This is a genomic window from Anaeromyxobacter sp. (assembly GCA_016718565.1).
Lineage (GTDB): Bacteria > Myxococcota > Myxococcia > Myxococcales > Anaeromyxobacteraceae > JADKCZ01.
In genome coordinates, this window is the sequence record JADKCZ010000002.1 from 113,184 (window position 1) to 137,905 (window position 24,722).

Genomic DNA, 24,722 nt, shown 5'->3' on the forward strand with positions numbered 1-24,722 from the left:
TATCGGCGCGGGGGAGAGTCCGGGCGCATGGGTCCGGCCCTCACGCTCCTCTTGGCCGCGCTGCTGGCCGCTCCGGCGGCGGGCGGCGGCGCCGGGTCCAGGAAGGCCACGGCCCCCACCTCCTCGAGGGCCAGCCGGACCCAGGCCAAGGTGGCGAAGCAGGCCGCCCACCGCCAGGCCCGCGCCGCCACCCCGGCGCGACCCAAGGCGCCCAGGCTGGAGGTGGCCCGCGCCTCGCTCAAGGCCCTCATGGCGGACCGGCAGCGCCGGCGCTTCCGCCACCACTGGGAGCGCGCCATCGGCCAGCTGCTGGCCTCGGCGCGCGGTCGCGACGCGCCGGCCGCCACGCTGGAGGCCGCCCGGGCCCGCTACGCCCTCTACCGCTGGAGCGCCATCGAGGCCGATCGCGACGAGGCCCTGCGCCTGGCCGCCAAGGCCAACCGCCTGGGTGCGCCCGCCGCCGCCGGGTTCGCGGCGGCCGTCCGCCGCGAGGCCGGCGACGACCGGCCCCCGCCCCGCACCGGACCGGAGCGGAAGGGCAGGGGGGCGCCGCCCGTGGAGGAGTCCCCGCCCGAGCCCCAGCTCGAGGCGGCGCTGGCCGACCTGGCCGCCCCGGCCCCGTCCATCCGGCTCGGCCAGTCCGGCGGGGAGGGGCGCGCCACCGTGGCCGGCGTGAAGACCTGGGCCAGCGAGGACTACACCCGCGTGGCCGTCTACCTCGACCACTGGGTGGGCTGGCAGAAGCTGGAGCTGCCGGCGCGGCCCGGCTCGCCCCGCCGCCTGGCCCTCGACTTCCGACCGGCGCGCCTCGACGGCGCGGCGCTGGCCCAGGCCGTGGGCGGCGACCAGGTGGACCGGGTGCGCGCCGCCCAGCGCGACGCCGACACGGTGCGGGTGGTGCTGGAGCTGTCGGGCAGCGACGCCCTGCGCTTCTACGGCCTGGACGACCCGCCCCGGCTGATCGTCGACATCGGCACCCGCGCCGCCAGCCGCGAGGCGCGCATCGCGGCCGGGCACCCGGCGGAGGCCGCGGAGGCAGCGGGAGCCGCCGCCGAGCCGGCGGCCGATCCGCCGGCCGAGCCTGCCCAGGAGCGCACCGCCGGGACGGCCGGTGGACCGTCCAGCGACGAGGGCGGCGAGCTGCGCCCCATCCGGCGGGTGGTGGTGGACGCCGGCCACGGCGGGCACGACCCGGGCGCCGTCGGCCCGACCCGGGTGCGCGAGAAGGACGTCACCCTGGCCATCGCCCGGCGGCTGGCCACCCGGCTCCGCACCGCCGGCTTCGAGGTGGTGATGACCCGGTCCGACGACCGCTACGTGGCGCTGGAGGAGCGCACCGCCATCGCCAACACCCGGCGCGGCGACCTGTTCATCTCCATCCACGCCAACGCCAACCCCAGGCGGGCCCTGGCCGGCACCGAGACCTTCGTGCTCAACGTGGCCGACGACCGCTACGCCAGGCGGCTGGCCGCCCGCGAGAACGGCGCGGAGCTGGAGGGGGACGGGGAGGGCACCGAGGCGGCGCGCATCCTCACCGACCTGGACGCCAAGGCCTCCACCGACGCCTCGCGGCGCCTGGCCTCCTCGGTGCAGCGCGAGCTGACCGGGGCGGTGCGGGGCCGCTACGGCGAGGTGCGCGACCTGGGCGTCAAGAGCGCCCTGTTCTACGTGCTGCTGGGCGCCCGCATGCCGGCGGTGCTGGTGGAGACCGCCTTCATCTCCAACCGCCGCGAGGAGAAGCGCCTGGCCTCGCCGGCCTACCAGGAGGTGGTGGCCCAGGCGCTGTCGCGCGCCGTGGTGCAGTTCGCCCGCCGCGACCCCCGGGTGGCGCAGGCCCCCGGACGCCCCTGACCCCGCGCTCCCGGCCCTCCGCCCACCGCCGCGGCGGGTGGCGCGGCGCGATTCCACCCGGCCGCTATACTCTGCCTCCCCCATGAGCACCGACGAGACGGCCCACGACGCGCAGCCCAGCCTGCCGGCCCCCGCACCCTTCCAGTTCGAGGCCTACCTGGCGGAGCTGCCGCCCCTGACCGGGGACGCCAAGGCGGACCTGGCGGCCGCCCGCAGCCTGGTGGCCCGCTGCCACCGCGAGGGCGGCAGCGGCCAGACGGTGGTGCGGCTGCAGAGCGCCGCCATGGACCGCATCCTGGAGATGCTCTGGAGCCGCGCCGGCGAGGACACCGCCCGGACCTTGGCCCCCACGCCGGTGGCCCTGGTGGCGCTGGGCGGCTACGGCCGGCGCGAGCTCAACCCCTACAGCGACGTCGACCTGCTGGTGCTGCACGGGCCCAAGGGCCCGGACGCCTACGTCAAGGCCGCCAGCGAGCGGTTCCTCTACGCCCTGTGGGACCTGAAGCTGGAGGTGGGCTACGGGGTGCGCGACCTCAAGGCCTGCGAGCAGCTGGCCACCGAGGACCACACCGCCCGCACCGCGCTGCTCGACCTGCGCTGGCTGTGCGGCGACCGGCACCTCTACCGCGAGCTGGAGCGCGAGCAGGTGCACGGGCTCTCGCAGGCCAAGGTCGACCAGTTCCTCACCGAGAAGCTGGCCGAGATGCGGGAGCGGCGCGAGAAGTTCGGCGACTCGCTCTACCTGCTGGAGCCCAACGTCAAGTCCTCGGAGGGCGGGCTGCGCGACCTGCAGTCGGCGCTGTGGGTGGCCCGGGTGCGCTTCAAGGTGGCCGGCATCACCGACCTGCTCAACCGGGCCCTGCTGCCGGAGCGCGAGATCCGCGACATGCGGCGGGCCCGCGACTTCATCTGGCGCATCCGCAACGAGCTGCACCTGCTCTCCGGCCGCAAGAACGACCAGCTCACCTTCGACATCCAGCCGCTGGTGGCCGAGGCCATGGGCTACCGCGACGACGCGCGGACCTCCGGGGTGGAGCAGTTCATGCGCCACTACTACCTGGCGGCCAAGACCGTGCTGGTGGCCTGCGACGCCATCGTGGACCGCTGCCTGGAGCCGAAGAGCGCCATGGGCTGGCGCATGGTGCCGCCGCCGGCGGCCATGACCGGCGCCGAGCGGCCCATCCCGCTGCTGCGCGGCCAGCCGGCCCGGTCGGCCGACAAGTTCCTGCCGGGCAAGGAGTTCAAGATCTTCCGCGGCCGCCTCTCGGTGGCCGACAAGGACGTGCTGCGCCGCTCCCCGGCCGCGCTGGTGCGCCTCTTCGCCACCGCCGACCGCGAGGGGCTGGACCTCTACCCCTACGCCCGCGACCAGGCCGCCCAGGTGGCGCAGGAGTGGCCCGCCGAGGGCGCCGCCGATCCGGAGGTGAACCAGGAGCTGCTGGCCTGCTTCACCCGCCCGGGCACCCGCGGCCGCTTCCTGCAGCGCATGCACGAGCTGGGGGTGCTGCAGAAGGTGCTGCCGGAGTTCGACCGGGTCACGGCGCGCCGCCAGATCGACGTCTACCACGTGTACACGGTGGACGTTCACTCGCTCTTCGCGGTGCGCCGGCTGCTGGCCATGCGCTGCGGCGACGTGGTGGAGGAGACCCTCACCGAGCTGATGCAGGGGCTGGCGCGGCCGCTGCCGCTCTACCTGGGCACCATGCTGCACGACATCGGCAAGGGCAGCGGCAAGGACCACTCGGTGAAGGGCGCCGAGATCGCCGCGCAGGCCTGCGTGCGCATGGGGCTGGATCCGGCCGACGCCGCGGACATCGAGTGGCTGGTGCTCAAGCACCTGCGCATGGCCTCCATCGCCCAGCGCCGCGACCTCTCCGACCCGGATCTGATCCACGCCTTCGCCGAGGAGGTCGGCACGCTGGACCGGCTGCAGGCGCTCTACCTGCTGACCTACGCCGACATCGCCACGGTGGGGCCGCGCACCTGGACCGACTGGAAGAGCCGGCTGCTGCGCGAGCTCTACCAGAAGACCCGGGCGGTGCTGCAGCACGGGGAGCGCCGCCCCGAGCCCGGCACCGCCGAGACGGCCGGCCGCGGGCTGGTGGCCGAGGCGCTGCGCGGCCACGGCCACGGCGCGCCGCAGGGCGAGCTGGAGCGCTTCGTGGCGGCCATGCCGGCCCGCTACTTCCTCACCGTGTCGCCCGCCGAGGCGCCGCACCACCTGCGGCTGCTGCAGCTGGGGCGGCGGCGGGCGCTGGCGGCGGTGGTGCGCCACCACCCGGCCCACGGCTACACCGAGCTGCACCTGACGGCGCGCGACCGGCCCGGGCTGCTGGCCACCATCGCCGGGGTGCTGGCCGCCAACCGCATCGACATCCAGCACGCCGAGGTCTTCTCCACCCCGGAGGACCCGGCCCTGGACTGGCTCTCCGGGCGGGCCCTGGACGTCTTCGAGCTGCGCGGCCCGGAGGAGGGCCCCCTCGAGCCGGCGCGCTGGCGGGCCGCCCGCGCCGACCTGGCCCGCGTGCTGGACGGCGACGAGTCGCTCGACGCCCTCATGGCGCGCCGCCTCAAGGCCTCCAGCGTCCCCCCCAAGCCGCTGCCGCGGGTGCCCACCAAGGTGATCATCGACAACGACAGCGCCCGCAGCCACAGCGTGGTGGACGTCTTCACGGCCGACCGGGTCGGCCTGCTGCACACCCTGTCGCGCACCTTCTTCGACCTGGGCCTGACGGTCGATCTGGCCCGCATCACCACCGAGGGTCACCGGGCCGCCGACGCCTTCTACGTGCGCACCGGGGAGGGGCACCGCCTGGAGGGCGAGACGGCCCGCCAGGTGGTCGAGGCCATCACCGCCGCGCTCTCCCGCGACGGGCGCTGACCTGATAGAGGAGTGGCCATGGCCGTCGCCAACATCCTGGAGATCGACCCCGTCAACCCGCAGCCGCGGGCGCTGGAGCGCGCCCTGTCCGCCCTCACCGGGGGCGGGCTGGTGGCCTTCCCCACCGACACCTACTACGGCATCGGCTGCGACCTGTTCGACAAGCGGGCCATCGAGCGCATCTACCTGCTGAAGCAGCTCCCCAGGACCCACGAGCTGTCCTTCATCTGCCAGGACCTGGCCGAGATCGCCCGCTACGCCCTGGTGGACAACGGCGCCTACCGGGTGCTGCGCCGCAAGGTGCCCGGCCCCTTCACCTTCATCCTGCCGGCCACCCGGCTGGTGCCGGACCTGCTGCTGCGCCGGCAGAAGACGGTGGGCATCCGCATCCCGGACAGCCCCATCGCGCTGGAGCTGGTGCGGCGGCTGGGCCACCCCATCATCTCCACCTCGGCGGCCACGCCGGACGGGCAGGTGCTCATCGACGCCAAGGACATCAAGGAGCAGCTGGGCCACGGGCTCGAGCTGATCCTGGACGGCGGCTACCAGCCGGCCGAGCCCTCCTCGGTGATCGACCTCTCGGGCCCCGAGCCGGTGGTGGTGCGGGTCGGCAAGGGCGACGTCTCCGACCTGCTGGCCTGAGGGCGCCGTGGCGCTGCCCGTCCTGCTCCTGGTCGCCGTCCTGGGCGGCGCGCCCCCTCACCCCGGCGGGGCGAAGCTCGACCCGGCCGCCACCGTCCGGGAGGGCGCCACCCGCTTCCGCGCCGCGCTGGAGGGCGGCGCCGACCGGGAGGCGCTGGCGGCGCTGGTGGCCGGCTACGTGGACCACCAGGCGGTGGCTCGCCGCAGCGTCGGGCCGGCCTGGAAGCGGCTGGGCGCCGCCGATCGGGCGGCGCTGGTGGCCGCGGTCCGCGCCCTGCTCGAGGAGACCTACCTCGGGCGGCTCGACCCGGCGGGCCAGGCCACCTTCCTGGTGCAGCAGGCGAGCGCCAGCGGCGCCGCCGCCACCGTCCGGGCGGTCGCCGCCCAGGGTGAGCAGGTGGTCCCGCTGGAGCTCCGCCTCACCCGCGGCCAGGACGGCCGCTGGCGGCTCCACGACGCGGTGGTCGCCGGGGTGGCCGTCGTGGAGGGCTGGCAGGAGCAGTTCCCGCAGCTCCTCGCGCTGGGCGGCGTGCCCCGCCTGCTGGCCCAGCTGGAGGCCGAGCGCGCCGCGCTGGTGGCGAAGCGCCGGCCGCCCGCGGCCCGGACGCCCCAGCCGCCCCGCTGACCGGCGGCCCGACCCCATGCCGTTGCTGGAACCCCGCCCGGATTTCTGCTACCTCCCGGGGACATGTCCAGAATCTACAAGTCGCTCCCGCCCAAGGGCACCGCCGTCGGCATCGCCTTCTCCGGTGGCCTCGACACCCGCTGCGCCGTGGCCTGGATGTCCGAGCAGGGCATGGCGGTCCACTGCTACACCGCCGACCTGGCCCAGCCGGACGAGGCCAACCCGGCCGACATCCCGCCCATCGCGCTGACCCACGGCGCGGTCAAGGCCCGGCTGCTCGACTGCCGCGAGGCCATGGTCCGCGAGGGGCTCATCGCCATCCAGTGCGGGGCCTTCCACCTCTCCTCGGGGTCGAAGAAGTACTTCAACACCACGCCGCTGGGCCGGGCCGTCACCACCACCGCCATCGTGCAGGCCATGCGGGAGGACGGCGTCAACGTCTTCGGCGACGGCTCGACGCACAAGGGGAACGACATCCAGCGGTTCTACCGCTACGGCATCCTGGTCAACCCGGACCTGAAGATCTACAAGCCCTGGCTCGATCAGGCCTTCGTGACCGCCTTCGGCGGCCGCAAGGAGATGAGCGAGTACCTGGAGCGGCGCAAGCTCCCGTACAAGATGGGCACCGAGAAGGCCTACTCCACCGACGCCAACGTGCTGGGCGCCACGCACGAGGCCAAGGACCTGGAGCGGCTCGACACCTCCATGCGCATCGTCACCCCGATCATGGGGGTGGCGCACTGGAAGCAGGACGTGGCCATCAGCCCCGAGGAGATCACCGTCACCTGGGAGCAGGGGATGCCGGTGGCCCTGAACGGCCAGCGCTTCGAGTCGCCCTACGCGCTCTTCCTGGAGGCCAACCGCATCGGCGGGCGCCACGGCCTGGGCATGAGCGACCAGATCGAGAACCGGGTCATCGACGCCAAGAGCCGCGGCATCTACGAGGCCCCCGGCATGGCGCTGCTGCACCTCTCCTATGAGCGGCTGCTCTCGGCCATCCACAACGAGAACACCCTCGACCTCTACGCCACCCTGGGCCGCCGGCTGGGCCGGCTGCTCTACGAGGGCAAGTGGTACGACCCGGAGGCCCTCATGCTGCGCGACGCCCTGACCCGCTGGGTGGCCCCGTCGATCACCGGCCAGGTGACGGTGGAGCTCAGGCGCGGCGACGACTGGACCTTCCTCGACACCAGGGCGCAGTACATGAGCTACGCGCCCCACAAGCTCTCCATGGAGCGGGTGGAGGAGCCGGCCTTCACGCCGGAGGACCGCATCGGCGCCCTCGAGCTGCAGAACCTCTCGGTGGGCGACAACCGGGCCCTGCTGCTGCACCACCTCGACTCGCTGCGGGCGCTGGGCGCCGGCCCCGGCGGGCCGTCGCTGGGCACGCTGCTGGGCGCCAAGGACGAGTAGGCAGGGCCCCCGGCGCGCCGGCCGCTTTCTTGCGGCGCGGCCCCCGGGCGATATCGTCGGCCGGTGTCCCCCCTCGAACCGGCCCTCGACCTCTTCCTGACGCACGTCCGCGTCGAGAAGGGGCTGGCGGAGAACTCGGTGGAGGCCTACGGGCGCGACCTGCGCCGCTACCTCGACCACCTCGCCAGGCTGGGCTGCGCCGGCTGGACCGAGGTGGGCCGGGGCGAGATCCAGGCCCACCTGGCGGAGCTCACCAGCCTGGGGCTGTCGTCCCGCTCGCAGGCCAGGGCGCTCTCGGCCATCCGGGCCCTGCACCGGCTGCTGGCCTCGGAGCGGCTGGCCCCCGGCGACCCCTCCGACGAGATCGAGTCGCCGCGCCCCGGCCGCAAGCTGCCGGCGCCGCTGTCGCAGGAGGAGTGCGCCCGGCTGCTGCTGGCCCCCGATCCGCGCACCCCGGCCGGGCGGCGCGACCGGGCCATGCTGGAGCTGCTCTACGCCACCGGCCTGCGGGTCTCCGAGCTGGTGGGGCTCACGCTCAACGACCTCGACCTGGAGGCGCGGGTCCTCAAGGCGCGAGGGAAGGGGGACAAGGAGCGGCTGGTGCCTGTGGGCGCCCCGGCCGCCGAGGCGGTCACGGCCTACCTCGCCGGCGGGACCCGCGACCGGCTGCTCAAGGGGCGCCGCAGCAAGGACCTGTTCGTCACCGCCCGCGGATCCAGGCTGACCCGCCAGGGCTTCGGCAAGCTGCTCGACAAGTGCGCCCGCAAGGCCGGCATCCGGCGGCGCATCTCTCCCCACAAGCTGCGCCACTCCTTCGCCACCCACCTCCTGGCCGGCGGCGCCGACCTCCGGGCGGTGCAGGCCATGCTGGGGCACGCCGACGTGGCCACCACCCAGGTCTACACGCACGTGGAGACCACCCAGCAGCGGCGGCTCTACGACCGGTTCCACCCGCGGGCCTGAGCGGCCGGGGCGCGGCCCCCGCCGGCCGTGGGGGGGACCGCACCGGCGCGGCCGCGCAACCCCGCGACGCCACGGGACTTCCCGCCCCGACCTGGCGCGTTGACCCCCGGGCGCGGCGCTGCTAAACCACTCGACTTTCAAAGGGGTTTCCCCGTGTTCTCCGCTGACGCCCTCCTCTCGCGGCTGCTCTTCCTGCCGCTCTGGATCATTTCGCTCTCCATCCACGAGTACTGCCACGCGTGGAGCGCCTTCAAGCTGGGGGACGACACCGCCAGCCGGGAGGGCCGGCTCACCTTGAACCCCCTGGCCCACATCGACGTGCTCGGCACCATCGTCGCGCCGCTGCTCTTCTCCTTCGGCTGGGCCAAGCCGGTGCCCATCAACCCGACCCGCTTCCGGCGGGACGTCAGCATGGGCGCCGGGATGGCGATCTCCGCCGGCGCCGGCCCGCTCTCCAACCTGGTCCTCGCCACCCTGTCGGCGGTGGCCTACGGGGTGGGCCTGCGCCTGGCGCCCGGGCTGGTCGACCGGGGGTCGGTGGGCGAGCTCTTCCTGCTCAACATGCTCACCTTCAACGTGATGCTGGCGCTCTTCAACATGATCCCCATCCCGCCGCTCGACGGGAGCCGCATCGTCGCCTGGCTCCTGCCGTACCGGCTGCGCGACCAGTGGCACGCCCTCGAGTCGTTCGCGCCCTTCCTGCTCATGGGCGTCTTCTTCTTCGGCGGGCGGCTCATCTCGGGCCCGGTCCAGCACCTGAGCGAGCTGCTCTTCCAGCTCGCCCTCCGCCTCGCCTAGGGGAGCCCCCACCCACCATGACCGCCCGCCCCATCGTCGTCTCCGGCATGCGCCCCACCGGGCGCCTGCACCTCGGCCACCTGCACGGCGCCCTCTCCAACTGGGTGCGGCTGCAGGCCGACAACGACTGCCTGTTCTTCTCGGCCGACTGGCACGCCCTCACCACCAACTACCACCAGACCGAGTCCATCAAGCCGATGGAGCGGGAGATGTTCGTGGACTTCATCGCCGCCGGCATCGACCCCGAGCGGGCCACGCTCTTCGTGCAGAGCGAGGTGAAGGAGCACGCCGAGCTCAACCTGCTGCTCGGCATGATCACCCCGCTGGGCTGGCTGGAGCGCTCGCCCTCCTACAAGGAGGTGCGCGAGAACCTGACCGACCGCGACCTGGCGCTCTACGGCTTCCTGGGCTACCCGGTGCTGATGACCGCCGACATCATCCTCTACAAGGCCACCGCCGTGCCGGTGGGGGCCGACCAGGTGGCCCACCTGGAGCTGTCGCGCGAGATCGTCCGCAAGTTCAACGGCCACTACGGCGAGGTCTTCCCCGAGCCCAGGCCGCTGCTCACCAAGGCCTCCAAGGTGGTGGGCACCGACGGCCGCAAGATGTCGAAGAGCTACGGCAACGCCATCGACCTGGGCGAGGCGGCCGAGTCCACCCGCAAGAAGGTCATGGGGGCGGTCACCGACCCGCAGCGGCAGCGGCGCCAGGACCCCGGCAACCCCGAGGTGTGCGGCGTCTTCTACCTGCACCAGGCCTACAGCGACGACGCCACCGTCGCCTGGGTGGACCAGAACTGCCGCAGCGCCGGCATCGGCTGCGTCGACTGCAAGAAGAAGCTGCTGGAGCGGCTCGAGCCGGAGCAGGAGCGCCTGCGCGAGCGGCGCGAGGCGCTGCTGGCGCGGCCCAAGGACCTCGACGACCTGGTACAGCTCGGCAACCGCAAGGCGCGCGCCCGGGCCGAGGCCACCATGGCGCAGGTCCGCGCCGCCATGAAGCTCTAGGGCACGCGGGCGGACGGCCGGGACATGACCACCGAGCGGGAGGAGCGGGGCGCCGAGGGCGCCGACGGGCCGCCCCTGGCGCGCCCGGACGAACCCTTCCGCGTCTCGCTGCCGCCCTTCCGCCCCGGCGAGCCGCCCTTCGAGGGGCCGCTCGACCTGCTGCTCCACCTGGTCAAGGAGCACCAGGTCCAGCTCTTCGACATCCCCATCGCCCGCATCACCGAGAGCTACCTGGCCACCCTGGAGCTCATGCGCGAGCTCGACATCGACCTGGCCGGCGGCTTCCTCGACATGGCGGCGCAGCTCATGCTCATGAAGAGCAAGCTGCTGCTGCCGCGCACCGAGGTGGCCGAGGACGCCGCCTCGCCGGAGGAGGCGGGGAACGACCCGCGCGCCGAGCTGGTGCGGCGGCTGCTGGTGTACCAGAAGTACAAGGCGGCCGGCGAGGAGCTGGGGCAGCGCGACATCCTGGATCGGACGGTCTTCACCCGCCGCGCCCGCAGCGAGCGGCCGGCCGGCGGCGACGGGCCGGAGGGGCTGGCCGACGTCTCGGTCTTCAAGCTCATCGAGGCGCTGGACCGGGTCCTCAAGCACGCCCGCCCGGAGAAGCAGCACGAGATCTTCACCGATCGGCTCAGCATCACCGACGCCATCGCCCGGGTGGTGGAGGTGCTGCGGCTCAACCGCCGCGCCACCTTCGAGGAGCTGCTGGCCGGCCCGGACGCGGCGCCGCACACCCGCTCGGCCATCATCGCCACCTTCCTGGCCATCCTGGAGATGGCCAAGCTCAAGCTGATCCGCATCTACCAGGCCTCGGTCGACGAGGCCGGCGCCGCCGGGGCGGAGATCCTGGTCGAGGCCAAGGACACCCTCGGCGACGGGACCCCCGCCGGCGCGCAGGAGGACTACCGATGAGCGACCCGCAGGAGACGGCCGAGCAGGCTGCGGCGGCCGAGCCGGGCCAGCCCGAGACCCCGGGCGAGGCGGTCCCCGAGGTGGTCCCACCCGTCGAGGCCGCCGTGGCAGGCGCCCCGACCGAGCAGCAGGCCGGCGCCCAGGGCGGCCCCGGGACCGAGGAGGCCCCCGCCGAACCCGACGTACCCGCCGAGCCCGCCGAGGCCCCCGCCGCCGCCGAGGCGCCCGCCGGGCCCCGCGCCGCCCGCCGGCGGGCCGCGGTCTCCCCCGAGGAGCTGCAGGCGCTGCAGGCCGCCGAGGACGCCAAGAGCGATCCGGCCCTCGACGAGGTCGAGCCGGCCGACATCGAGGTGGCCGACGACAAGGAGGAGCCCTTCGAGAAGCTGGTGGGCGCCGCCCGGCGGCTCAGCCCGGACCGGGTCCGCACCGTGGTGGAGACGCTGCTGTTCCTGGCCGAGCGGCCGCTGCTGGTGGAGGAGATCCACCGGGCCACCGGGGTGGACGCCCCCCGCATCGAGAAGGCCCTCGACAAGCTCACCGGCCACTACCGCGAGGGGCCGTGCGGCGTGGTGCTGCACGAGGTGGCGGGCGGCTGGCAGCTGCGCTCCTCGCCGGACAACTCCACCTTCGCCCGGCGCTTCCTCAAGGTGAAGCCGCAGCGGCTGACCCGCGCCGCCCTGGAGTCGCTGGCCATCATCGCCTACCGGCAGCCGGTGACCCGCCCGGAGGTGGAGGAGATCCGCGGGGTGGACTGCGGCGCGGTGGTCAAGGCGCTGCTGGAGCGCAAGCTCATCAAGATCCTGGGCAAGAAGGAGGAGCCCGGCCGGCCCATCCTCTACGGCACCTCGCGCGAGTTCCTGGAGTTCTTCGCCCTGAAGGACCTGGCCTCGCTGCCCACGCTGCGCGAGTTCGCCGAGCTGTCGGTGGAGCACCGCGAGATCGTGGAGAAGCAGGAGGAGGCGCCCCTGGCCGGGCTGGTGGACGAGCTCACCGAGGCCAGGCCGCAGGCCGAGCTGGACGCCAGGCGGGCCGAGTCGGACGCCGCGCTGGAGGAGCTGGAGGCCGCCCTGGCCAAGGCCGACGGCGCCACCCGCGCCGCCGAGGCCGCGCTGGACCAGAAGCCCGCGGGGTCCGCGGACGAGGAGGGAGCACCATGAGCCTGCCCACCGGTGGCGTGCGGTTGCAGAAGTTCCTGGCCGACGCCGGGCTGGCCTCGCGCCGCAAGGCCGAGACCATCATCCAGTCCGGACGGGTGCGGGTGAACGGGCAGGTGGTCACCGAGCTGGGCACCCGCGTCAGCCCGGGCAAGGATCTGGTGGTGGTGGACGGGGCCGAGGTGGAGCGGAAGTCCGGCCGCCGCTACATCCTGCTCTACAAGCCGCCCGGGTGCGTCACCACGCTCTCCGATCCGCAGGGGCGCCCCACGGCGCGCGGCTACCTGAAGGGCGTGGAGGAGCGGGTCTTCCCGGTGGGCCGGCTCGACTACGACGCCGAGGGGGCGCTGCTCTTCACCGACGACGGGGAGCTGGCCAACCGGCTGGCCCACCCGAGCTTCGGCCACCGCCGCATCTACCTGGTGAAGACCAAGGGCGACCCGGATCCGGCCGCGCTGCGCCGCATGGTGGAGGGGGTCCGGCTGGAGGACGGCCCGGCCCGGGCGCTCCTGGCCGACGTGCACGAGAAGGCCGAGAAGAACACCTGGGTCAAGATCGTGGTGGGCGAGGGGCGCAACCACCTGGTGAAGCGGCTCTTCGAGGCGGTGGGGCTGCCGGTGCTGCGGCTCTACCGGCCGGAGTTCGGCGGGGTGACGGTGTCCAGGCTCCAGCCGGGGCGCTGGCGCGACCTCACCGGCGAGGAGCTGTCCATGATGAAGCGCTCGGCCAGCGTGGAGCCCGGCGAGGAGGGGCGCAACCCGCTCCCGCTGGACCTGCCCAAGGCGGGGCGGCGCCACGGCCACGGCCCGCCGTCGCAGACGGCCGCCTCGGACCAGCAGCCGGCCGACCGCGCCCGCGACGAGCGGCGCGCCGAGGAGGCGGAGGAGGTCGCCGCGCGGGGGCGCAAGGGGCGGGATCGGCGCGAGCCGGCGACGCACCGGGGTGGCCGCGCCGTGGCGGGCCTGCGGCGGCGGCCGGTGGAGGCGCGCGGGGGGCGCGGCGGCCCCTCGGCCAGCACGCGCGGCGGCGGGCGCGACGCCGGGGCGGAGCGGCGCGGCGGCGACGCCGGCGGGGCAGCCGCAGCGCCCCGCACCCAGCGCGGCGTCGGCACCAGGCAGGACCGGCAGGCGCGCGCCGGTGGAGCCCCCTCCAAGGGCGGCGGCTGGCGCGGCGGTCCAGGCCAGGAGCGGCTCGACCGGCAGGGTGGGCGCGGCGAGCCCAGGTCGTCGGCGCCGGGGCGGGGTGGGCCTGCCGGGGCCGCCGGCCCGCAGGGCAAGCGGCCGGCCGGACGCACCGGGGGCGGGCGGCCCGGGGGCGCGCCGCGCGGCGGGGGGAAGGGGCGCTGAGCCCCGGCCCGGCCAGCGGGGGGTGGTCGTCCTCGCCCGCGGGGCGGCGGCGCCACCAGGGCCTGGCCCGCTGGCTGGCCGCGGCGCTGGCGCTGGCGGCCTGCGATCCACGGCGCGACCTCACCGCCGCCGACCCGCTGGCCCGCGCCGCCGCCGTGCGGGCGCTCTCCGCCGCCGACCCGGACGCGCTGCCGGCCCTGCTGGTGGCCCAGGCCGATCCGAGCCCGGCGGTCCGGCAGGCCGCCGCCGAGGGGTTCGCGCGGATCGGCGGAGTCCGCGCCACCGACGGGCTCGGGGCGCTGGTGCTGGACGTCGAGCCCGAGGTGGTGGCCGCCGCCGCCGCCGGCCTCGCCTCGCTGCCGCCCGAGGCGGGCGGGCGCGAGCGGCTGCTCGCCGGCTACGCCGGCGGGGGCACCGCCGGGCGACTGGTCATCGCGGCCGCGCTGGATCGGCTGGGCGTGTCGCTGCGGGAGGCGGTGGAGGTGGAGGCCCGCCTGGCCTGGGCGCGCAACGTGGCGGCGCTGGGCGGCGAGGACGGCCGTGCGCGGGCCGGCGCGGCCGAGGAGCTGGGGGCCAGCGGGCGCAGCGAGGCGGTGGCCCGGCTCCTGGCCCTGCTGGAAGGGCCGGCGCGCGCCGATCCCCGCCTGGCCGCGGCGGCCGCACGCGGGCTGGGGGCGGCTGGTCACCGGACCGCTCGGCCGACCCTGGAGCAGCTGCTGGAGGGGCGCGACCGGGAGGTGGCGGCCGCCGCCGCCTGGGCGCTGGGACGGCTCGGCGACCCCGGAGCTGCCGACGCGCTGGCGGCGGTGGCGGAGTGGCCCGGACCGGCCGGCGCCACAGCGCTGGAGGCGCTGGAGGCCCTCCCCAAGGCGCCCGAGGTGGCGGTGGCCCTGTGCGCCGTGGCGCTCCGCTGCGTCGAGCCGGGGCGAGCGGCCCGGGCGGCGCGCCTGGCCACCCTGCGGGATCAGGCCTGCCCGGTGCGGCCGCTGCTGGCCCGCCTGGGGGCGCCCGGCGAGGTGGCCGCCCTGGCGGCCCTGGCCGAGCTGCGGCTGGAGCCGGCCGAGGCCGAGACGGCCTCCAGGCGGCTGCTCGCCGCCCTGGCCGGGTCGGGCGGAGCCCCCGAGGCCAGGGCCGCCGCCGCGCGCGCCCTGGGGCGCCTGGGCTGGGCCGGCGCCGCCACGCCGCTGGCGGAGCGCGCCGCCCTGCTGACCCGCAAGGTGGCGGAGGCCAGGGCGCCCCTGCCGACCGGCGCGCCGGCCCTGGCGAGCGCGGCGCCGGCCGCGCTGCCGGCGCCCGCCGCGCCGCCCCCGGCCGAGCGACGGGTGGCCGGGCCGGGGCCGACCGCCTTCACCGACCCGCCCGGCGCCCGTGAGCTCGGGGCCGTGCTCCTGGCCGCGGCGCGGCTGGGCGCCGAGGTGGAGCCGCTGCTCCAGGCCGCCCTGGGCGACGGCTCGCCGGCCATCCGCGCCGGGGCGGTCGAGGGGCTGGCGGTGCGGCGCGGCGCGGCCGCCCTGGGGCCGCTCGGCGAGGCGCTGGGCGACGCCGACCCGCAGGTGCGGGCTGCCGCGGCCCGGGCGCTCGGCCGGCTGGGGCCGGTGGGCGCGCCGCCGCTGGTGCGCGCCGCGGCCGCCTCCCCGGCCAGCGACGCCGCCGGGCGCGCCGCGCTGGCCGCGGCGCTGGGGGAGGCGGGTGGACCGGAGGCGGTGGGCGGGCTGACGGCCTTGCTGTCGGGCCCCTCGACCGCCGCCGCGGTGGAGGGGCTGGCCCGCCTCGGGGCCTCGGCCGGTGCGGTCCCCCTCACGCGGCTGGTCTCCACCCCCGGTGCGCCTGCGCTGCCCGCCTCCATCGAGGCGCTGGCCGCCCTCGGGGGCCCGGAGGCCGGCCCGGTGCTGGCGCCGCACCTCACCAGCGACCGGGCCGACGTGCGCGAGGCGGCGGTCCGCGGGCTCGGGCGGCTCCGCTCCGAGGCCACCTCGGGCCGGCTGGAGGCGCTGCGCAGCGACTACGACGGCCGGGTGCGGCGGGCCGCCGTGGAGGCGCTGGCCCGCCTCCCGGCGCGGCGCGCCGGCGGCAGGCCCTGAGCGGCCGTGGGGTCGTCCCCTCCCGGCGCCTCCGGTCGAAAGAGGGACCAGCCAGCCCTGGCGTGTTAGGAACTCCTCCTGATGGCCGACCTCCGAAAGCTCAAGGACAAGGCCGCGGACCTGGCCGCGCGGGGCAAGCTGGAGAAGGCCGCCGACCTCTACCGCGAGGTCCTGCAGGCAGACCCCAGGGACGTGGGCCTGCGGCAGAAGCTGGCCGAGGTGCTGCGCCGGTCCGGGCAGGTGGCCGAGGCGGTGGCCCGCTACGCCGAGGTGGCCGAGCGCTTCGCCCGCGATGGCCTGCTCATCAAGGCCATCGCCATCTGCAAGACCATCCTGGAGCTCGACCCGCGCCACGAGGCCACCCAGGCGCTGCTGGCCGACCTGTACGGGCGGCGCGCCGCCGCCGACGGGCAGCGCTCCCCGGCCCGCACCATCATGGGGCTGCCGGGCGTGGTCTTCCCGCCCGAGCCGACGCCGGAGCGGGGGGTGGTGCTGCCGCTGCCGACCCCGGCGCCGCGCGCCAAGGCCCCGCCGCCGCCCCCCACGCCGGAGGTGACCATCGAGATCGCCCTGGCGCCGCCGGAGGAGCCGCTGCCCGAGGTGGAGGTCGACCTCGGCTCCACCTTCGACGCGCCGGCCGCGCCGCCGGATCCCTTCGCCGGGGAGGCCCCGCCTCCCGCCCGACCGGCCACGCCCCTGCTGGTGCCGCTGGAGACGCTGCCGCCGGTGCCCGAGCCGCCCGAGACCGCCTTCGCCCTCATCATGTCGGCCGCCGGGCAGGCGCTGGCCTCCGGGGTGGAGGAGGGGATCGCCTTCGATCCCGACCTGGACGAGGACGCCGGCCCGCTGGCGGGCGACGAGCCGCTGGCCGCCCCCGCGCCGCTCGAGGCGCTGCCGGAGGCGGCGCTCGAGCCGCTCGAGCCGCTGGAGGCCGTGGAGCCGGCCGGGCCCGCGCCGTCCGCCGCCCCCACGCCCCCGGCCTCGCCGCCCGCCCGCACCCCGGCGCGCGCCGCCCCCGCCGCCGCCCCGCGGCTCCCGCGCGTCCCGCTCTTCTCCGACCTCGGCCGCGAGGCCTTCGTGGCCCTCACCGAGGGGCTGGTGCTGCACCGCTACACCGCCGGCGAGGTGGTGCTGCGCGAGGGCGAGGGCGGGGCCAGCTTCTTCGTGGTGGCCACCGGTCACTTCGTGGTGTCGCGCACCGACGAGACCGGCGCGGCCGTGCCGCTGGCCCGGCTGGGCGAAGGGGAGTTCTTCGGCGAGATGGCGCTGCTCTCGGGCGCGCCGCGCTCGGCGACGGTCACCGCCGAGGGGCCGGCCGAGGTGCTGGAGCTGCCGGCCCCGGTGCTCCAGTCCATCGCCGGCCGCCACCCGCACCTGGCCGCCTCGCTGCGCCGCTTCTGCCGCCAGCGGCTGCTGGCCAACGCCATGGCGGTCAGCCCCATCCTCCGCCCCTTCGGCCGGGCCGAGCGCAAGCAGATCATCGAGCGCTTCCGCACCCGCGAGGTGGAGGCCGGCGAGGTGCTGGTCCGAGAGGGGGAGCGCTCCGACGGGCTCTACGTCATCCTCGACGGTGCGGTGGACGTCTCCACCCGGCGCGCCGGGGCCGAGGTGCTGGCCGGGCGGCTGGCGGCCGGCGACCTCTTCGGCGAGATGAGCTGCCTGCGCAAGTCGGGCGCCACCGCCACCATCACCGCCCGGCGCGCCGGCACCGTGCTCCGGCTGCCACGCGCCGACTTCGACGAGCTGGTGATGTCCTATCCCCAGATCCTGGAGCTGGTCTCCACGCTCAGCGACGAGCGGCAGGAGGGGCTCGACGCCATCCTGACCGGCCACGCCGAGTACACGCCCGACGGGCTGGTCCTCATCTGAGCTACGGCGCCGGGTCCCCCGGCGGGGCGTACGGCGGCGGGGGCGGCGGCGTGTACGGCGGCGTGACCGGCGGGGCCGGCGGCGGGGCGTAGGGCGGCGGACCGCCCATCGGCGTGGTGGGCAGCACGCCCGCCTGGCCGAAGCGGGTGCGCAGCACCGCGCCGAAGCTGGCCATCAGCGCGGCGGCCCAGACCAGCCACCCCAGGACCGGGATCTGGGTCAGCAGGAAGATGATGCCCAGGCCCAGGGCCAGCTGCAGCACCACCGCCCCGCGCGACACCTTGAGCGGCAGCTGCCGCCCCAGCCACCAGGCCAGCGCGGTGAAGCCGAAGACCCCGGCCACCAGCACGCCCAGCACCTGCACCAGCACCAGCGGGATGCCCACCAGCGTGACGACGAGCAGGATGGTGACGAAGGGCTGGGCCAGCAGCCCGAGCAGGCCGGCCAGCAGCGACTTGACCGGGTCGGCCACCACCGAGGCGGCCACCGCCTCGATCCGCCTCGGGAAGACGGTCAGCAGCAGCAGCGCCAGCGCCAGGTAGACGGCGTACTTGGCCAGCGCCCCGGCCAGCGACCAGCCGGGGCTGGAGTCCGAGTCGTCGAGCCGGTCCGACAGCTTGCCGAGCAGGCCGCTGATGCCGGGGATGGCCACCGCGGTGCGCTGGCCGCCCACGTCGCCGCTGGGGTCCACCTGGACGCGCCCGCCCACCGAGACGGCGTCCTGCTCGATGGAGGCGCCCGGACCGACGCGCACGTCGCCGCCCACCGCCACCACCTGGCGGGCGCTGGCGCCGGCCTCCAGCGTCACCGAGCCGCCCACCGCCACCACCTCGCGCGCCTCGGCGCCCGACTTCAGGGTGACGCTGCCGCCCACCGCGTGCACGTCGCGGGTCTCCTGGCCGGCCTCCACCACCACGTCGCCGCCCACCCGCTCGAGGTCGCGCGGATTGCCGTCCGGCGAGGGGTCCTTGGCGTCCCGCTCGGCCCGGCGCAGCTCGCGCTCGGCCATCCGCAGGGCCTCCTCCACCGTCCGGCCGATCTCCGGCCCCAGCTCGCCGCGGAACTCGAAGCGGCCGCCCAGCCCGCCCTCGCGCGGCGTCACGGTGAGGATGGAGCCCTCGCGCACGCCCTGCAGGCCGGACTGCGCCAGCACGGCCTTGAGCGCCTCCTCGACCGGCGCGTCCTGGAAGTGGGCCGTCACCTTGCCCAGGGTGCCGGGCGGCAACATGATGGACAGGCCGGCCTGCTTCCCGATCTCCAGCAGCGCGTCGCGGCCGTCCAGGTCCTGGAAGTCGCCGCTGAACTTCTTGCCGGTGGGCTTGTCGAAGCCGGCCAGGATCGGCCGCTCGGCCACCGGCCCCAGGGACGGCGCCACCACCACCACGCCGCCCCGGCGGGTGGCCGTCAGGCCGGTGCCGTGCAGGGCGGCGCGCAGCGCCTCCTCGACGGGCACGTCCTTGAGCTTGAGCACCAGCAGCCGCTCGCCCACCCGGCCGGTGTTGAGCACCGCGCTCCACCCCGCCGCGTCGGCGATGGCCTGGACGCTGTCGTCCACCGAGTTGGTCTCGTCGATGGTGACCAGCTGGCCCGAGGGCTTGGCCGGCCAGTCGCCCAGCAGCACGTCGGCGCCGGCCAGGGAGAGGGCCCGCACGGCGGATCCGAAGGCGGGGGCGGGCGGGGTCGGAGGGGCGGGAGGGGCAGGCGGGGTCGGCCGGGCGGGCCGGGCCGCCGGGGCAGGCGGCGCCGGGGCGGGGACGGTCCGCTCCACCTCGACCGCCAGGGCCGGCGGGCTCGGCGGCGGGGGGGCGGCCGGGCTGGCCGGCTCGGCCTCGGCGGTGTGGAAGAGCGCGATGGTGGCGAGGAGCGCGAGCATGGAGGATCCGATCAGATGGTCTCGGTGCGGTGGACCGGCATGAGCCGGGAGAGGGCCAGGAGCAGGGGAACGGCGCAGGCGGCCGCGCCGACCAGCAGGGGGAGGCGCATGGCCGCCAGCACCCCGGGCACGACGCCGCGGGAGAAGCGCAGCGCCCGGGTGGCCTCGGCCAGGCCGTCGGCCCAGCCGCCCACGGTGGTGGCCAGGCCGCCGGCCCCGGCCGCCGCCAGCGCCCCGCCGGCCACCAGCAGCACGCCGGCCAGCACCAGCAGCGCCAGCCGGCGCTCGCGCGCCACGGCGGCCTCGACGACCTCGATGCGCTCCAGGACCGAGGCGGTGAAGTCGGCCGGCAGCTCGGGCAGGGCCAGGTCGTCGAGGGCCTCGCCGAGCAGCCGGTAGGAGTCGACCAGGGCGGCGCAGTGCGGGCAGCCGCGGGCGTGGGCCTCGACGCCGGCGTCGGCCGCGGCGTCCAGCAGGCCGTCGAGGAGGCGCTGGGCCTGCGCGTCGGTGAGGTGGCCGGTGAAGGTGGTCATGACCGGAGCTCCAGGTCGGAGGTGGTGAGGGCGTCGCGCAGCTTGCCGCGGGCACGGTGCAGCCAGGTCATCACCGTGCCGATGGGGACGTCGAGCGTGGCGGCGATCTCCTTGTAGGAGAGCTGCTCCACGTGGAAGAGGTGCACCACCTCGCGGTAGTTGGGCGGCAGGGTGGCCACCGCGGCCTCCAGGGCGGTGCGGACCTGGGCCCGCTCCAGCAGGGCGTCGGCGGCGGGCGAGTCGGTGTCGGCCAGCTCGCGCGCCGGGGCGCCATCCTCCGGCTCGGCGTCGAGCTCCAGGCGGGCGGCGGCCGGGATGCGGCGGCGCAGCTGGTCGAGGCAGTGGTTGCGGGCGATGCGCAGGAGCCAGGGGGCGAAGGGCTGGGCGGCGTCGTAGGTCGAGATGGCGGCGTACGCTCGCACGAAGGTCTCCTGGGCGGCGTCGCGCGCCTCCTCGCCCTCCCGGAGGAGCCTGACGCAGAGGCCGAAGACCGAGCGCTTGTGGAGGTCGACGAGCTTGGCGAAGGCCAGCTTGTCCCCGCGCGAGGCCGCTCGGGCCAGCGCCGCGTCCGGATTCGCCGGTGGGACCAGCCGTGCCTCCGTCTCGAAGGAGAAAGCGAACCCTAGCTCCGCCATCGCAGTAGCCGCAACCATGCAGATTCCTACGGGAACCGGGCCCGGCTATTTCGCCGGCGCCGCCCGGGAGCGCCGCGACGACGTCCGGGCGGCGTCGACCCGGCCTGGTTCACGCGGAACCATCGAGGATCACGACGCTTCCCGGAGCCGGGTCAGAAGAGTCCCAGGTGGTGCTCCAGCAGCAGGATCCCCATGCCGGTCACCAGGGTGGCCGCGGTGACCACCGCCCCGTAGCGCAGGAACCGCCAGAAGCCGATGCGCCCCTTGGGGCCGGCCAGCTCCAGGACGATGAGGTTGGCCACCGAGCCGACCACGGTCAGGTTCCCGGCCAGGGTGGAGGTGAGGGCGGTGGCGAGCCAGAGGAGGGTGGGGTCCGCCAGGTGGGGGATCCAGGCGCCGGCCAGGATGACGAACGGCACGTTGGAGACCACCTGCGAGGCCCCCACCGAGAAGAGGCCGAAGACCACCGCCTGCCGGGGGGCTGCCTCCCCGAGGGCCGGCGCGATGGCCCGGAACATGGCCTCGGCCAGGCCGGACCGGCCCACCCCGGCCACCACCACGAACAGGCCGGCGAAGAACACCAGGAGCGGCCAGTCCACCCGCGCCAGCGCCTCGCGCGGCGCCCGGCCGGCCACCGCCATGAGCAGGGCGGCTGCGAAGAGGGCGGTCCAGGCCAGCTCGAAGCCCACCAGGAACCCGGCCACCGCCAGGCCCAGTGCCAGGAGGGAGCGGGTGAGCAGCCGCCGGTCGAGCGTCGGGCGCGGCAGGGCCCCGGAGCGGAGCGCGCCGCGGGGCAGCTCGCCGCGGAAGAGGAGGTGCAGCAGCCCGGCCACCACCAGCAGCGAGGCCGCGGCCGGCAGCGCCAGCGCCCCGGCGAAGGTGGCGTAGGGGATGCCGGAGAGCGTCCCCACGATCATGTTCTGCGGGTTGCCGGTGAGGGTGGCCACGCTGCCGGCGTTGGAGCCGAAGGCCACCGCCAGCAGGTAGGGCAGCGGCGGCAGGTCGGCGTCGTCGATGAGGCGCGCCACCAGCGGCGTCATCATGAGGCAGACGGTGTCGTTCACCAGGAAGGCCGAGAGCGCGCCGGCCGCCAGGACCAGGCCCCACAGCAGGCCCCGCGGGCTGCCGGCGGCGCGGATGACGCGCCAGGAGGCCCAGCGGAAGAACCCCGCCTCGGCCAGGTAGGCCGAGAGGATCATCATCCCGAGCAGGAGGCCGAGCGTCTCGCCGTTGACCGCCGCGCCGGCCTCGGCCGGCGTGAGCACCCCGGCCGCCACCATCAGCACGGCGCCGAGCAGGGCGGCCGCGGGCCGGTCCACCGAGAGGCCCGGGAAGCGCCCGGCGGCGATGGCCAGGTAGGTGAGGGTGAAGATGGCGACCGCGGCCAGCACGGCGGACCTTCTAGCACGGGGCAGGGCGGCCCCGCGGCCAGGCCGCCCGCCCCGCCGCGCCGCTCGGCACCACGGGGTCGCGCGGGCTAGAGTCGGGCCGTGCCCGACGACCTGCCCATCCTGCTCGACGGCGCCGGGGCCGACGGCGGGGGCCTGACGCTGCGGACGGCGCTGGCGCTCTCGCTGGTCACCGGCCGCCCCTTCGGCCTGCTGCGGGTCCGCGCCGGGCGGCCCGAGCCGGGCCTGCGCCCGGCCCACGTGGCGGCCATCCGCGCCGCCGCCGGCCTGTGCGACGCCGAGGTGAGCGGTGACGCGCCCGGCTCCCCGCGCCTGGAGTTCCGGCCGCGGAGGGCGGTGCGCCCGGCGGAGGGGCTGGTGCTCGAGGCCGGCCCGGGCGGCTCGGCCACGCTGCTGCTGCAGGCGCTCTGCTGGCCGCTGGCGCTGGCCGGCGGGGCCTCCACGCTCACGCTGCGGGGCGGCACGCACCAGCCCCTGGCGCCCTCGTTCCACTTCCTGGCGCTGGCCTGGGCGGCCGCGGCGGCGCGCCTCGGCTTCGCCGTGGAGCTCACGCTGCAGACGGCGGCCTTCCACGCCGACGGGGGCGGGGAGCTGGCGGCGCGCATCGCGCCGGCCCGCGCGCTGCCGGCCCTGGACCTGGGCCACCGGGGCCTCCTGCGCGAGGTGGAGGTGGTGTCGATGACCGGCGGCCGCTCCGCCGGCGCGGCCGACCGGCAGGCGACCCGCGCCGCCCGGGCGCTGCGGGCGCTGGGCCTGCCCGCCGAGGTGGAGCGGCTGCCGCTGCCGGTGCAGGGCTCGCAGGGCGGCCACGTGCTGGTGCTGGCCTCGTTCGAGCGGCTCCGCACCGGACACGGGGCGGTGGCGCCGCCGGACCGGCCCCCCGAGGAGGCGGCCGACCTGGCGGTGGCCGCCTTCCGGGACCACCTGACCGCCGGCGGCGCCCTCGACCCGCTGCTGGCCGACCAGCTGCTGGTGCCGGCCGCGCTGCGCGCCGCCGGCCTGGTCCCGGCGCCGGCCGGGCCGCCGCCGTCCACCCGCTTCACCGTCAGCCAGCTCACGCCGCACCTGCTGGCCGCGGCCGCCGTCCTGCAGCGCTTCCTCGACGTGGAGGTGGCGCTGGTGGGGCGGCCCGGCGAGCCCGGCGAGGTGCGGGTGCAGCCGCCGGGCGGGGCGGGCGGCCTGCTGCCGCTGCCGAGGGGCTAGAGCAGCCCCTTGCGCCGGAAGAAGAGCCACATGCCCAGGGGCACCACCGCCACGCAGGCCAGCACCAGCGGCACCGCCACCGCGGGCGGCAGGATCTCCAGGTTCATCCCGAAGAACCCGGCCACGAAGTTGAGGGGCAGGAAGATGGTGGCGATGAGGGTCAGCCGGGTGGTCACGTTGGTGAGCCGGTTGTTGGTCTGCGACAGGTAGGCGTCCATGGAGGAGGAGAGCAGCTCCCGCCCCTGGTCCACCTCCTCGGTGAGCCGCACCAGGTGGTCCACCACGTCGCGGAAGTAGACGGCGGTCTGCTCCTTGACCAGCCCGAGCCCCGGCCGCGAGAGGGCCGCGTAGATCTCCCGCTGCGGCGCCAGCCGGCGGCGGAAGAGGGCGTGCTGGCGCCGGGAGCGCGCGATGCGCTCGGCCACGTCGGCCTCGGGCTGCCCCGAGAGCACCTCGGCGGCGATGCGCTCCACCTCCTCGGTGAGCGCGTCGGCCAGCGTGAAGTGATCGTCGGTGACGGCGTCGTGCAGCAGGTACAGGACGAAGTCCGGGCCGCGGGCCAGCAGCTCCGGCTCGCGGCGGCAGCGCTCGAAGACCTGGTCCACCTCGATGAGCGGCACGCTGTGGACCGTGACCAGGGCCTCGGCCGTGAGGAAGGCGTTCAGCTCGGTGGAGCCGAGCTCGGACTCGTCCGGGGAGGGCGCCAGCCGGTGGATGACGGTGAAGAGGTGGTCGGCGTACTGGTCGAACTTGACCCGCTGGTCCTCGTGGGCGCAGTCCTCCAGCGCCAGCGGGTGGAAGTGGAAGCGCTCCGCCAACCAGGCCAGGTCCTCGGGCGTGGACACCAGGTCGACGAAGATCGGCGCCCCCGGGCCGGCCAGCTCCTGGCCGCCCACCCGCGCCTCGCCGCCTTCCAGCCGGATGACCCGCATGCCCCCTCCAGAGCGCGACGGGGGCTGGTAGGGCCGGCCCGCGCGGGGACGCAGCGTAGCACCGCGTGGCGCGCCGGGGCGGCCTGGTGTACCTCTCGGCGGGTGCCGCCCCGCCCCGACGCCCCCGCCCGCCCGGCCAGCCGGGGCCTGGCCGCCGCTCCCCGGCGCCGCCTTCGCGCCGGCCTGCTGGCCGCCCTGGCCGCCGCCGGGCTCGGGTCGGCGTGCGCCGGCCCGGGAGCCGCACGACCGCCTGCACCGGCCGCCACCTCCCCGGAGGCAGGCCGGGAGGTGCTGGGACGCTTCACCGCCGCCGCCCGCGCCGGGCGCTGGCCCGAGGCCTGGGGGCTCCTGTCCGCGCGCTGGCGGGGCGCGCTCACCCCGACCCAGCTCGGCGCGGACTGGCGCGGCGCCGGTCCGGTGGCCCGGGAGGCGGCCGAGCGGGTGGAGGCCCTGCTGGCGGCCGGCGCGGCGCTGCGCCCCGGCGCCGGCGGGCTCTGCCTGGCGGTCTCGCCCGGCCGGGAGGCCCGGCTGGCCCTGGAGGCGGGCGGGTGGCGGGTGGACGCCCTGGAGTGAAGGGGCCACGGAGCGTTGTCCG

Annotated in this window: 20 protein-coding genes; 15 read left to right on the plus strand and 5 right to left on the minus strand. The window is 76.3% G+C overall.

Translation table 11 applies throughout. The annotated features are described in order from the left end of the window. Positions 1–27 precede the first annotated feature (27 nt). The 13 genes from IPO09_07270 to IPO09_07330 all read left to right on the plus strand — a co-directional run bounded on the left by IPO09_07270 (position 28) and on the right by IPO09_07330 (position 17,542). Complete coding sequence (locus IPO09_07270; GenBank protein MBK9517146.1) at positions 28–1,851, plus strand: N-acetylmuramoyl-L-alanine amidase; 1,824 nt, start codon at positions 28–30, stop codon at positions 1,849–1,851. A gap of 82 nt (positions 1,852–1,933) precedes the next feature. Next, the gene (glnD, locus tag IPO09_07275; protein ID MBK9517147.1) at positions 1,934–4,732 is read left to right on the plus strand and encodes a [protein-PII] uridylyltransferase; all 2,799 of its coding nucleotides are present in this window, start codon (positions 1,934–1,936) and stop codon (positions 4,730–4,732) included. An 18-nt stretch (positions 4,733–4,750) separates the two neighbouring features. Further along, positions 4,751–5,374 carry a threonylcarbamoyl-AMP synthase gene (locus IPO09_07280; protein MBK9517148.1) on the plus strand — a complete coding sequence of 208 codons (624 nt, stop codon included), beginning with the start codon at positions 4,751–4,753 and terminating at the stop codon, positions 5,372–5,374. A gap of 7 nt (positions 5,375–5,381) precedes the next feature. After that, a complete protein-coding gene (locus tag IPO09_07285) occupies positions 5,382–5,999 on the plus strand; it encodes an ABC transporter substrate-binding protein (GenBank protein MBK9517149.1) in 618 nt (205 codons plus the stop codon). 63 nt (positions 6,000–6,062) lie between these two features. Next, entirely contained in the window at positions 6,063–7,412 is a 1,350-nt protein-coding gene (gene argG / locus IPO09_07290; protein ID MBK9517150.1) for an argininosuccinate synthase, read from the plus strand. 63 nt (positions 7,413–7,475) lie between these two features. Next, a complete protein-coding gene (gene xerD, locus IPO09_07295) occupies positions 7,476–8,375 on the plus strand; it encodes a site-specific tyrosine recombinase XerD (protein ID MBK9517151.1) in 900 nt (299 codons plus the stop codon). A gap of 153 nt (positions 8,376–8,528) precedes the next feature. After that, complete coding sequence (locus tag IPO09_07300; GenBank protein MBK9517152.1) at positions 8,529–9,173, plus strand: site-2 protease family protein; 645 nt, start codon at positions 8,529–8,531, stop codon at positions 9,171–9,173. A gap of 17 nt (positions 9,174–9,190) precedes the next feature. Next, the gene (gene trpS / locus IPO09_07305; GenBank protein MBK9517153.1) at positions 9,191–10,177 is read left to right on the plus strand and encodes a tryptophan--tRNA ligase; all 987 of its coding nucleotides are present in this window, start codon (positions 9,191–9,193) and stop codon (positions 10,175–10,177) included. A gap of 24 nt (positions 10,178–10,201) precedes the next feature. Further along, positions 10,202–11,092 carry a segregation/condensation protein A gene (locus IPO09_07310; protein ID MBK9517154.1) on the plus strand — a complete coding sequence of 297 codons (891 nt, stop codon included), beginning with the start codon at positions 10,202–10,204 and terminating at the stop codon, positions 11,090–11,092. Beyond that, positions 11,089–12,249 (plus strand): SMC-Scp complex subunit ScpB, encoded by a 1,161-nt coding sequence (gene scpB / locus IPO09_07315; GenBank protein MBK9517155.1) that lies wholly within the window; start codon positions 11,089–11,091, stop codon positions 12,247–12,249. The genes IPO09_07310 and scpB overlap by 4 nt, the downstream gene beginning before the upstream one ends. Next, positions 12,246–13,592, plus strand: a complete 1,347-nt coding sequence (locus tag IPO09_07320) for an rRNA pseudouridine synthase (protein ID MBK9517156.1) — start codon at positions 12,246–12,248, stop codon at positions 13,590–13,592. Before scpB ends, IPO09_07320 begins: the two co-directional genes overlap by 4 nt. A 74-nt stretch (positions 13,593–13,666) precedes the next feature. After that, positions 13,667–15,673: a HEAT repeat domain-containing protein gene (locus IPO09_07325; protein ID MBK9517157.1), complete on the plus strand. Its 2,007-nt coding sequence runs from the start codon at positions 13,667–13,669 to the stop codon at positions 15,671–15,673. 81 nt (positions 15,674–15,754) lie between these two features. After that, complete coding sequence (locus IPO09_07330) at positions 15,755–17,542, plus strand: cyclic nucleotide-binding domain-containing protein (protein ID MBK9517158.1); 1,788 nt, start codon at positions 15,755–15,757, stop codon at positions 17,540–17,542. 1 nt (position 17,543) lies between these two features. On the opposite strand, the gene IPO09_07335 is transcribed toward IPO09_07330, so the two are convergent. From IPO09_07335 to IPO09_07350, 4 genes are all read right to left on the minus strand, one after another. Beyond that, entirely contained in the window at positions 17,544–19,415 is a 1,872-nt protein-coding gene (locus tag IPO09_07335; protein MBK9517159.1) for a hypothetical protein, read from the minus strand. 11 nt (positions 19,416–19,426) lie between these two features. Further along, positions 19,427–19,948 carry an anti-sigma factor gene (locus IPO09_07340; protein MBK9517160.1) on the minus strand — a complete coding sequence of 174 codons (522 nt, stop codon included), beginning with the start codon at positions 19,946–19,948 and terminating at the stop codon, positions 19,427–19,429. Then, positions 19,945–20,538 carry a sigma-70 family RNA polymerase sigma factor gene (locus IPO09_07345; GenBank protein MBK9517161.1) on the minus strand — a complete coding sequence of 198 codons (594 nt, stop codon included), beginning with the start codon at positions 20,536–20,538 and terminating at the stop codon, positions 19,945–19,947. Before IPO09_07345 ends, IPO09_07340 begins: the two co-directional genes overlap by 4 nt. A 197-nt stretch (positions 20,539–20,735) precedes the next feature. Next, positions 20,736–21,974: an anion transporter gene (locus IPO09_07350; GenBank protein MBK9517162.1), complete on the minus strand. Its 1,239-nt coding sequence runs from the start codon at positions 21,972–21,974 to the stop codon at positions 20,736–20,738. Between the two features lie 99 nt (positions 21,975–22,073). Here IPO09_07350 and IPO09_07355 point away from each other — a divergent pair, with 99 nt between their 5' ends. Then, positions 22,074–23,195: an RNA 3'-phosphate cyclase gene (locus IPO09_07355; GenBank protein ID MBK9517163.1), complete on the plus strand. Its 1,122-nt coding sequence runs from the start codon at positions 22,074–22,076 to the stop codon at positions 23,193–23,195. Here the strand turns inward: IPO09_07355 and IPO09_07360 are convergent. Beyond that, complete coding sequence (locus tag IPO09_07360; protein ID MBK9517164.1) at positions 23,192–24,127, minus strand: magnesium transporter CorA family protein; 936 nt, start codon at positions 24,125–24,127, stop codon at positions 23,192–23,194. The genes IPO09_07355 and IPO09_07360 overlap by 4 nt on opposite strands. A gap of 183 nt (positions 24,128–24,310) precedes the next feature. Here IPO09_07360 and IPO09_07365 point away from each other — a divergent pair, with 183 nt between their 5' ends. After that, a complete protein-coding gene (locus IPO09_07365) occupies positions 24,311–24,700 on the plus strand; it encodes a hypothetical protein (protein ID MBK9517165.1) in 390 nt (129 codons plus the stop codon). Positions 24,701–24,722: the final 22 nt, after the last annotated feature.

Bases quoted from the DNA above. Each gene is read 5' to 3' on its own strand.
- IPO09_07330 (MBK9517158.1), top strand. From the start codon at position 15,755: ATGGCCGACCTCCGAAAGCTCAAGGACAAGGCCGCGGACCTGGCCGCG.
- trpS (MBK9517153.1), top strand. From the start codon at position 9,191: ATGACCGCCCGCCCCATCGTCGTCTCCGGCATGCGCCCCACCGGGCGC.
- IPO09_07340 (MBK9517160.1), bottom strand. From the start codon at position 19,948: ATGACCACCTTCACCGGCCACCTCACCGACGCGCAGGCCCAGCGCCTC.
- argG (MBK9517150.1), top strand. From the start codon at position 6,063: ATGTCCAGAATCTACAAGTCGCTCCCGCCCAAGGGCACCGCCGTCGGC.
- glnD (MBK9517147.1), top strand. From the start codon at position 1,934: ATGAGCACCGACGAGACGGCCCACGACGCGCAGCCCAGCCTGCCGGCC.
- IPO09_07280 (MBK9517148.1), top strand. From the start codon at position 4,751: ATGGCCGTCGCCAACATCCTGGAGATCGACCCCGTCAACCCGCAGCCG.
- IPO09_07335 (MBK9517159.1), bottom strand. From the start codon at position 19,415: ATGCTCGCGCTCCTCGCCACCATCGCGCTCTTCCACACCGCCGAGGCC.
- IPO09_07270 (MBK9517146.1), top strand. From the start codon at position 28: ATGGGTCCGGCCCTCACGCTCCTCTTGGCCGCGCTGCTGGCCGCTCCG.
- IPO09_07310 (MBK9517154.1), top strand. From the start codon at position 10,202: ATGACCACCGAGCGGGAGGAGCGGGGCGCCGAGGGCGCCGACGGGCCG.
- IPO09_07360 (MBK9517164.1), bottom strand. From the start codon at position 24,127: ATGCGGGTCATCCGGCTGGAAGGCGGCGAGGCGCGGGTGGGCGGCCAG.
- scpB (MBK9517155.1), top strand. From the start codon at position 11,089: ATGAGCGACCCGCAGGAGACGGCCGAGCAGGCTGCGGCGGCCGAGCCG.
- IPO09_07320 (MBK9517156.1), top strand. From the start codon at position 12,246: ATGAGCCTGCCCACCGGTGGCGTGCGGTTGCAGAAGTTCCTGGCCGAC.